Below are 7,978 nucleotides of genomic sequence, written 5' to 3' on the forward strand. Positions count from 1 at the left end.
TGAACCGGTATCCTCCAATGGTTGCCGGGCATGCGCTGCACCGCGACCGGGCCGTGGACACCCGGCCCCGCGACCAGAGACGCTCACCAGGCCCCGAGCGCGGGAGAAACGGACATCGACGTGATCACCCTTGCCCAGGCGCCGCCGATCGAACCCTCGGCCGAGTACAGCGGATTCATCGGATGGGTCCTGAATCTCATGGAGACACTGGGCGAGCTCGGCGTGGGACTGGCGATCCTGCTCGAGACGTTCCTGCCACCGATCCCGTCCGAGGCGGTCCTGCCCGGGGCGGGGTTCCTCGCCTACGAGGGGCGGATGAGCTTCTCCCTCGCCTGGGCCGCGGCCACGGCGGGCGCGCTGCTCGGCGCCTGGATCTGGTACGCCGTCGGGGCCGCGCTCGGACGCGATCGCACGAGGCGCCTGGTGGGCAGGATCCCGCTGCTCGACTACGAGGACTTCGACAAATCGGAAGCCTTCTTCCAGCGGTGGGGCGGAGTGGCCGTGCTGCTGGGGCGCTGCGTCCCCCTGGTGCGCTCGTTCGTCTCGATACCCGCCGGGATCAGCCGAATGCCCGTCCTGCACTTCTCCGCCTACACCCTCATCGGATCCGGGGTGTGGAACGCGATCTGGATTGGCGCGGGGTTCGTGTTTGGCCCGGCGATCAAGCCCGTTCTGGAGCGGTGGAGTGGGGTGCTGTCCAACGCGGTGTTGGCGATCATCGCGATCCTGTTTGTCTGGTTTGTGGCCAAGCGCGTGCTGCGGCTGAGGGAGCGGCAACGCGCCGAGAGCGTGCAGTGAGCGCCGGTGTTCTCCCGCCCACTCGTCGAGTGGTCGAATGTGACGGATTCGCCAACACCCGACCTGGGAGAACGCGATCAAGAGTGACCCTGCGATGGCTTTGTCGTCGTCGTTCGTTTCGTGCAGCCCCGGTTGGGACGCGCATGGGCCGGTCACACTGGCACGCCTGATCAAGCGGAGGCATTCTGGACGTCATGCCAGCCGACTCCAGCCAGCCCGCGTCCAGCTCCGCCACCGCGCCCAGCGCCACCACCGACCGCGCGTCCGATGGAAAGGTCGGGCTGCGCGTCTTTGTCGAACCCCAGCAGGGTGCCACCTACGCTGATCAGCTCGCGGTCGCCCGCGCGGCAGAGGAGCTGGGCTACGAGGCGTTCTTCCGCTCGGACCACTACCTCAAGATGGGCGACGTCAGCGGCCTGCCCGGACCCACCGACGCCTGGCTCACCCTGGCCGGCCTGGCCCGGGAGACCAGCACCATCCGGCTCGGCACCCTGCTGACCTCGGTGACGTTCCGGCACCTCGGCCCGCTGGCGATCTCCCTCGCGCAGGTCGACCAGATGTCCGGGGGACGCCTGGACATCGGCCTGGGCGCCGGGTGGTACGACGACGAACACACCGCGTACGGGATCCCCTTCCCGCCCATCGGCGAGCGGTTCGACATGCTCGAGGACACCCTCGGCGCACTGGAGACCCTGTGGTCGACGCCCGAGGGCGAGACGGTCACCGTGCGCGGCAAGCGAATCGATCTAGTGGACTCTCCCGGCCTGCCCAAGCCGCTGCAGCAGCGACCGCCGGTCATCGTCGGGGGCTTCGGCAAGCGTCGCACCCCCGCACTGGCCGCCCGGTTCGCCGACGAGTTCAACGTGCCCTTTGCCGACGTCGACACCGTGGCCACCCAGTACCGCCGCGTCGACGAGGCGTGCGCCGAGCGCGGCCGGGCGCCGGGGGAGATCGTGCGCTCAGCGGCCCTGGTCCTGTGCTGCGGCCGCGACGAGGCGGAGCTCGCCCGCCGGGCCGGCGCCATCGGCCGGGATCCGGAGGAACTGCGGGCCAACGGCGCGGCCGGAACCCCGGATCAGGTGGTCGACACCATCGGCCGGTACTCGGCGATCGGTGCCCGGCGCATTTACCTGCAGGTTCTGGACATGTCCGATCTCGATCACCTGGAGCTCGTGGCCTCGGAGGTCGCGCGGCAGGTGTAGAGGGGTGAAACGTCCCCGGTGTGCCATTTCTCGTTCGCGTCACCTTCGACAGCACTCCGTGAGGTAATGAACCGCGGAGGCAGGACAGTGAACTCCGTTGCGCCGATCGGCGTCGGGGCCGGCGGTTCTCCACGTCGCCGGCGCATCTCGAGTAAGGACACCGCTGATGCTGTTCACGAGGTTGAAGAGCAGTCCCGCCGTCCTCTCGATCATCGCCATCCAGATAGTCGTGTACGTCGCCCAGCTGGTGAGCCCCGACATCGCGGAGCGGCTCGCCCTTCCGGGAAGCGCTGAGGGGTTGGGTGAACGGCCATGGAGTCCGCTGACCGTGATATTCGTCCACGACCTCCTCGTACACGTCGTGTTGATGGTGGTGATGCTGGCGGCGTTCGGGCCACTGCTGGAGAAGTCCGCACGCGCTGTGGATGTGGTGGCGGTCTATCTGCTGGCCGGGGTGGCGGGCTCACTGGGTGTTGTGGCCGCGACCGCTGCGGTCCCGACGTGGGCGGAGGACGGGACCATCGTCGGGTCCTCGGCGGCGGTATTCGGCGTGACCGCGGCGGTGCTGGCGATGCGCCCGTCGTCACGGATCTTCGGAGGCACGACTACTCAATGGTTGGCCATCCTGGTTGCGATCAACATCGTGTTCCTGTTCTCGCTGCCCCTCGGTTCGGTGGGGCACCTGGTCGGAATCGCTGTCGGGTGGGTGTACGGACGATGGCTCAGGTCCCGGCCCGGGCCCGCCGGCGGTCCAGTGCCCGCATGACCTGGGACGCGCTCGCCCCGTGGAGCACCAGTGAGGCGATGATGATCAGCGACACCGCCGGCCACAGCGACCAGCCGTCCTCCTTGGGGAAGGAGCCCATCGCGTAGCAGAGATAGAACAGCGAGCCCACGCCCCGGACGCCGAACACCGAGACCACCATCCGCTCGTCGCGGCGGAGTTTGCGGTCCCCCAGGAGCGCGACCCAGGCGGTGAGCGGCCGGATCACCAGCAGGACGCCGGCCGCCACCGCCACGTGCGTCCAGTGCAGGCGGGGGAGCGCGTCGGAGATGAACGAGGCGCCGATCACCAGCAGGACCAGCAGGGTGAGCAGGTGCTCGGTGTACTCCACGAACTCGTGGAAGTGCTCGTGGCGCTCGTCGTCACGCTCGGACGCGCGGACCCCGAGCGCCGCGCAGAACACGGCGAGGAAGCCCCACCCGCCCAGCAACTCGCCGACCCCGTAGGCCAATAGAAGCGTGGCCACGGCGGCGGGCTCGGCGAATCCCACGAGCCGGTGGTCGCCCACCCGCACGCGGTAGGCCGCGGCCCCGATGAGCCGACCGAGAAGGTAGCCCACCACCGCGCCGATGACCGTCTTGCCCACCAGGTCCCACGCCACCCAGCCCAGGAGCCACTCGCCGGGATCCCCCTTGGTCGCCAGATAGATGGCGAGGTACACGAACGGGAACGCGAGGGCGTCGTTGAGCCCGGCCTCGGAGGTGAGGGCGAAGCGGGCCTCGTCGTGCTCGTCGTCGACCTCCTCCCCGGAGCTCGGACCCTCCACCTGCACGTCGGAGGCCAGGACCGGGTCGGTCGGGGCGAGCACCGCCCCGAGCAGCACGGCGACCGCGGGGGTCAGCCCCAGTACCCACCACCCCAGCACCGCGACTCCTGCGATGGACAGGGGCATGCCGATCGCCAGCAGTCGCCACGTGGTGGTCCATCCGCGCAGGCTGAGCGGCCGGTCCAGTGCCAGGCCCACTCCGAAGAGCGCCACGATCACGGTGATCTCGGCCATCCGCTCAGCCAGCTCCGCGTGCTCGATCACGTCCACGAGCTGCGACTCGTTGGGCATCAGCCAGCCGATGACCATGCCCACGCCCACCACCACGATCGGTGCGGACAGCACCCGCTCGCGGAGCAGGCGCGGAAGGAACGACCCGATGAGCAGGGCCGCGCCGATGACCGCGAACATCAGGTCGGTATTGGGCACGCAGTGAGTCTGGTCGCCTCCGGGGCCCCTGCACCACCGCTGGGGTCAGCGCCCGGCGTTCATTATCTGCGGCACCCGGCTGCATACCCCCGCACCCCCGCGGCCTTCCTCGCCACCCCCCGCGACTCTGCTTGCGAAACGAACGACGACGGGCCGGACTCCTTGGTGGGAATCCGGCCCGTCGGTGGCCGTGCTGGAGGGGTCGTGCAGGAGGGGTCAGCCAGGTGCGATCACGCCGTGGCGGACCGGGCTGCGCCCTTCTCGCTGGCGTCGTCGGAGGTGGACAGCGAGCCGGCGGCGTTCTCCAGGTGGGCGCGGACGAACCACTGGAACTTCTCGAGCTCGGCGGTCTGGCCGATGAGGATGTCCTCGGTCACCGGGTCCACCTCGCCGGCCACGGCGATGGCCTTGCGGTGGTCGCCGATCATCCCGTCGTACACCTTGTCCAGGGCACCGAGGTGCGCCTGCGCGGTGTCGCGGCCCAGCGAGTAGTCGTCCCACGACCGGTGGTCGGCGTTGGCGCCCATCGTGCCCACCGGCGAGCCGCCGAGGGTGGCGATGCGCTCGGCCAGCACGTCGGCGTAGCCGCGGACCAGCTCGACCTGCGGATCGAGCATCTCGTGGACCGAGATGAAGTTGGGGCCCACCACATTCCAGTGCACGTGCTTGAGGGTTAGGTGCAGGTCGTTGCACGCCGTGAGTCGCTTCTGCAGCGTGTCCGCGAGGGTGGCGGAGTCAGCATTGGACAATCCGGGAACAGTGAATTCAGGCATGCTTCGAACCTAGCGCCGCCGGCAGGACCGTGCGACCGCTCGACCCGCCGTGCAGGTCAGTGCCTATGGGCCCGGTCGCCGACCCGTACCGTCCCGTGCAGGAACTCACCGAGCCCGCCGGCATTCACCGGAACTTGCCGGGACTTATCGAACCCGCCTGCGCACCCCGCCGTAGATCACCTGGTGGGTGATGAGCCGTTGGAGCACCACGTCGGAGGCGGGGGCGGGGACGCGGACACCCCGGCCGGGCGGGGTAAAGACGATGAGTCCGTCGCGCAGCGGGCCGAGCACCGATCCCCAGCGGCGCCTCGGGGGCCGGTAGTCGCGCAGCGGGCCGCCCTGAAGGTGCGCACGGATGTTGCGTGCGACCAGGAGGTGTCCGCGGTTGCGGGCGGAGGTGCGCAGCGGGTCGGTGGCCGCCACATCGCCGACCGCAAAGACGTCGCTGTGCCCGGCCACTCGCAGCGTCGGCTCCACGCGGACGAACCCCCGGTCGTCGAGCATCTCCGCGGGCAGCCAACCCGTGTTGGGCGTGACGCGGCCGATCGCCCAGATCACTACATCTGCTGTGGTCGGTGCCTGACCCGTCGTCCAGCTCACGGGGGCGCTGGTGAGGTGCTCGTCGTCGTCGTCGTCGTTCTTGTTGTGGTTCGCAGCGTCGCCGCCGTCTCCACCAGCGACGTCCCCCGCCGGCAGCTCCGCGCGGTGACCGGGATGCAGGCCCACGCCGAGGCTTTCCAGTCGTGAGCGCACCCTGTCCCAGACGAGGTCGTGGTGATGAGGCAGTGCGCGGTCGCCGGGGAAGTAGAGATCTACGTTTTTGTCCGGCCAGCGTTCGGCCACCTGCGCCGCCGAGCTCAGGGCCGCCGCGCCGCCGCCGATGATCGCCACCGTCCCCGATGCCGCGATGCGCTGGTGGGGGAGGAGGATGTCGGCGTCGACGCCGCGGGCGTCCTGGAGCGTGGGGTGGCGCCAGAATCCGTTGGTCACCCCGGTGGCGACGACGACGACGTCGTACGGTTCCTCGGCGACCGTTCCGTCCGCGAGCCTCACGCGCACGATTCGCTTCTCGGTGTCGAGGGCGGTCGCGCTGCCGTGCACGATCCGGACGGGGTCGAGGCCCCGGAACCGGCTGTAGGCGATGCGGTAGTCGCGCGTCCACGCCTCCGGCCGGGCCAGCCGCAGGCCCAGTTCCTGGCCGCTGACGAACTCCGGCTTGGCGGTGATGCCCACGACGTCGCCGTGGGTGCGCAGCGCGATCGCGGTGAGGACCCCGGTGTCCCCGAGGCCGACCACCACGATCCGGGGGCGGCTCACGCGGAGGTCGTGGTCCGGCTCTTCTCCTGCGGGCGCTTCTTGGGCGGGCGGGGGATGAACAGCGACACCCGCTCCACCACGCGCGCGTACTCGGGCCGCCGCTCCAAGCTCCGCTGCTCCATCATCGGGATGCTCACGCCGAGGAACATCGCCACCATGGCGAAGGTGCCCACGAACACCCACCACGCGCCGGGCCAGGCCGCGAGGCCGAACAGGCCCATGGAGAACCAGATCCCGCATTCACCGAAGTAGTTGGGGTGGCGGGACCACGACCACACGCCGGTGTCCATGACCTGCCCGGGCGTCCGGGTGGCGACGAAGCGGTGCATCTGAAGGTCGGCGATCGTCTCCAGGGCTAGCGCGGCCAGGCCGACGCCGAACGCCACGAAGTCCAGCCAGCCGAGCGGCTCACCGGCCCGCGTCGCCACCACGTAGACGGGGATGAGTCCGGCGAAGACCTGCAGGGTCGGGAAGACGTGGATGCCCATGAGGTCGGCCACGAACTCGAAGCGCCCGGCCCGCTCGCGGACCATCGGGTAACGCCAGTCCTCGTGGTGCATGCCGGGGAAGGTGCGGATCCAGTTGGCGGTCAGGCGCACCGCCCAGGCCAACAGCACGATCATCATGAGCCACCAGCGGACGTCGTTCACCCCCGCGTCGGCGGCGATCCACCAGTAGAACGCCAGCAGCGGTGGGATGACCGACCAGAAGGCGTCGTAGAAGGTGGAGTTCCCGTAGAAGCGGCTGAACGCGAAGATCACCACGGTCGCGATGAGGTCGGCGATCAGGCCGTCGAGCCACAGCTGGCCGCTGTCCAGCCCCCACAGCAGCCACGCCAACCCGGCGCCGATGGCGATGATGTAAGCGATCCCGATCCGCAGGAGTGACGCACCTTGACTCATGTCAGGCAGGGTAACGACCGTTCTGCGCGCGGACCTGCGGAACGGTGAGATGCGGTGGGGCGGTGCCGTGGTGTGGCCGTGAGCGCCACCTGCTGGGCGAGGCCGCGTCCGCCCACCCCGGGTGACCGGGGGAGGGCCCGCGCTGGGTGTGCCCACTCGTAGACTGGTCGCATGTGACGGATTCCGGGAAAACCCACCTGGGGAAACGTGATCAGGTGTGACCCCGCGGCGGGTGGTGCCCGGTGGCGGTGACGTGGCGGGCGGCGTTCACCGACGCGCCGACTACGGCCGTGTGGTCAGCCCAGGCCGAACAGCCTTCCTGCAAGTCCCAGCGCCATGAGCAGGACGATCAGCACGATGATCCCCAACAGCACGTAGATCCCGATGCGGGACCCGGACTTGGTCGGGCTCTGCCCGGTGCGTGCGCTGTCCGAGGCCAGGGACGTGGAATCCGAGTCCGGCGTCTGCGGTCCCGTGGGCGAGCCGCCGGCGTCGAGGTCGGGGGACTCGCTGGGATCCGGGTCTGGTGGGAGGGAGTTGGCCATGCCCCACTTTTGCACGAGCGTCGCTCGACGTGCCCGCGGGTATGCCGGCGCGGGTAGGGCCGGCGGGGACTTGAGTAACGGTTGTGCTGCCGCCGGAGGGGCAGGTCGGAGGCGGTCGCGCTGGGGTTCCAGACCGTCCCCGACTTTCGCTCGCCGACCTGGCCCGACGGTCCGGTTCCGCCGCAACTGCATCCGGACTTCTATGTGGATCGCCTACTTCGAGCCGGCCGGGGGCAGGGGGCGCGGCCGGCCGCGAGGTTAGGCCGATGCGCCTCGTGGTGGCGTCCCCGCGCCGGCGCATGAATCTGTCCCATCACACGCTCGTGCGGCGAGTGGTCAGAGCCGTCGGATTTCGTCTCGCTGGACCACCTGAACTTGAGCTGGGAAAACGTGAGCGGGATCGACCCCTCGGCGGGTGCGGCGGATCGGGCGGCTGCGCCCGGCGCCGAACCGCCGCCCGCC

At 69.9% G+C, this 7,978-nt stretch carries 8 protein-coding genes; 3 read left to right on the top strand and 5 right to left on the bottom strand.

Annotation, left to right across the window (positions count from 1 at the left end; translation table 11 throughout):
- Window positions 1-120 precede the first annotated feature (120 nt).
- The 3 genes from G6022_RS16400 to G6022_RS16410 all read left to right on the top strand — a co-directional run bounded on the left by G6022_RS16400 (window position 121) and on the right by G6022_RS16410 (window position 2,766).
- Window positions 121-798 carry a VTT domain-containing protein gene (locus tag G6022_RS16400; protein WP_182639579.1) on the top strand — a complete coding sequence of 226 codons (678 nt, stop codon included), beginning with the start codon at window positions 121-123 and terminating at the stop codon, window positions 796-798.
- A 194-nt stretch (window positions 799-992) separates the two neighbouring features.
- Window positions 993-2,000 (top strand): LLM class F420-dependent oxidoreductase, encoded by a 1,008-nt coding sequence (locus G6022_RS16405; protein WP_241731275.1) that lies wholly within the window; start codon window positions 993-995, stop codon window positions 1,998-2,000.
- Window positions 2,001-2,166: 166 nt separating this feature from the next.
- Window positions 2,167-2,766 carry a rhomboid family intramembrane serine protease gene (locus tag G6022_RS16410; RefSeq protein WP_107745814.1) on the top strand — a complete coding sequence of 200 codons (600 nt, stop codon included), beginning with the start codon at window positions 2,167-2,169 and terminating at the stop codon, window positions 2,764-2,766.
- On the opposite strand, the gene G6022_RS16415 is transcribed toward G6022_RS16410, so the two are convergent.
- The 5 genes from G6022_RS16415 to G6022_RS16435 form a co-directional block, all read right to left on the bottom strand.
- Window positions 2,723-3,979 carry a cation:proton antiporter gene (locus G6022_RS16415; protein ID WP_182639577.1) on the bottom strand — a complete coding sequence of 419 codons (1,257 nt, stop codon included), beginning with the start codon at window positions 3,977-3,979 and terminating at the stop codon, window positions 2,723-2,725. The genes G6022_RS16410 and G6022_RS16415 overlap by 44 nt on opposite strands.
- Window positions 3,980-4,209: 230 nt before the next feature.
- Window positions 4,210-4,752, bottom strand: coding sequence for a DNA starvation/stationary phase protection protein (locus tag G6022_RS16420; RefSeq protein WP_179523312.1), 543 nt, complete (start codon window positions 4,750-4,752; stop codon window positions 4,210-4,212).
- A 144-nt stretch (window positions 4,753-4,896) separates the two neighbouring features.
- The gene (locus tag G6022_RS16425) at window positions 4,897-6,069 is read right to left on the bottom strand and encodes an FAD-dependent oxidoreductase (protein ID WP_182639576.1); all 1,173 of its coding nucleotides are present in this window, start codon (window positions 6,067-6,069) and stop codon (window positions 4,897-4,899) included.
- Window positions 6,066-6,971: a DUF1295 domain-containing protein gene (locus G6022_RS16430; protein ID WP_182639575.1), complete on the bottom strand. Its 906-nt coding sequence runs from the start codon at window positions 6,969-6,971 to the stop codon at window positions 6,066-6,068. The genes G6022_RS16425 and G6022_RS16430 overlap by 4 nt, the downstream gene beginning before the upstream one ends.
- A gap of 296 nt (window positions 6,972-7,267) precedes the next feature.
- Window positions 7,268-7,516: a DUF6480 family protein gene (locus G6022_RS16435; protein ID WP_095718250.1), complete on the bottom strand. Its 249-nt coding sequence runs from the start codon at window positions 7,514-7,516 to the stop codon at window positions 7,268-7,270.
- Between the last annotated feature and the right edge of the window lie 462 nt (window positions 7,517-7,978).

The sequence above is a fragment of the Dietzia sp. Cai40 genome, assembly GCF_014145165.1.
GTDB lineage: Bacteria > Actinomycetota > Actinomycetes > Mycobacteriales > Mycobacteriaceae > Dietzia > Dietzia natronolimnaea.